General features: G+C 58.4%; 1 protein-coding gene. It reads left to right on the top strand.

The annotated features are described in order from the left end of the window. Nucleotides 1–287: 287 nt before the first annotated feature. A partial coding sequence (locus tag Q4600_RS21130; RefSeq protein WP_303518512.1) for a hypothetical protein occupies nt 288–618 on the top strand: 331 nt, incomplete at its 3' end.

Genomic DNA, 618 nt, shown 5'->3' with positions numbered 1-618 from the left:
GCCTACACCCACGCCGGAGCCAACACCGGAGCCAACACCTACACCGGAGCCAACACCTACACCGGAGCCAACACCAACTGAGGCAGTTAATTTAGGCACTCCTTTAGGAGGTGAGTTTGATTATTGGTTAAACCCAGATGGAACAATAACAGAAGGAGCGCCTAGACTTGACTCTGGGCTACTGCCCAGTGGGGCAAATGAGACCGGTCTAAGTGGGCAGTTCATCGGAGGAGAACCAATAATAACGAATGAGTCAGGTCAAATGTTTACATTTGACGGTGAACCATATGTACCACCAGAGGGTGGTGGTGGTGGTGGTGGTGGAGACGGCGACGGAGATGGAGACGGCGATGGCGACGGCGACGGCGACGGAGACGGAGATGGCGACGGAGATGGAGATGGAGACGGCGATGGCGATGGCGACGGAGATGGCGACGGAGATGGAGACGGCGACGGAGACGGAGATGGAGATGGAGACGGCGACGGAGATGGCGATGGAGACGGCGATGGAGATGGCGACGGAGATGGCGATGGAGACGGCGATGGAGACGGCGATGGAGACGGCGACGGAGACGGAGACGGAGATGGAGACGGAGATGGAGACGGAGATGGAGACGG

The organism is Shewanella sp. 2_MG-2023, from assembly GCF_030548905.1.
Classification (GTDB): Bacteria; Pseudomonadota; Gammaproteobacteria; order Enterobacterales; family Shewanellaceae; genus Shewanella; species Shewanella electrodiphila.
Note: the sequence above shows the minus strand (reverse complement) of the source record. Positions and strands in the feature narration are given on the sequence as shown.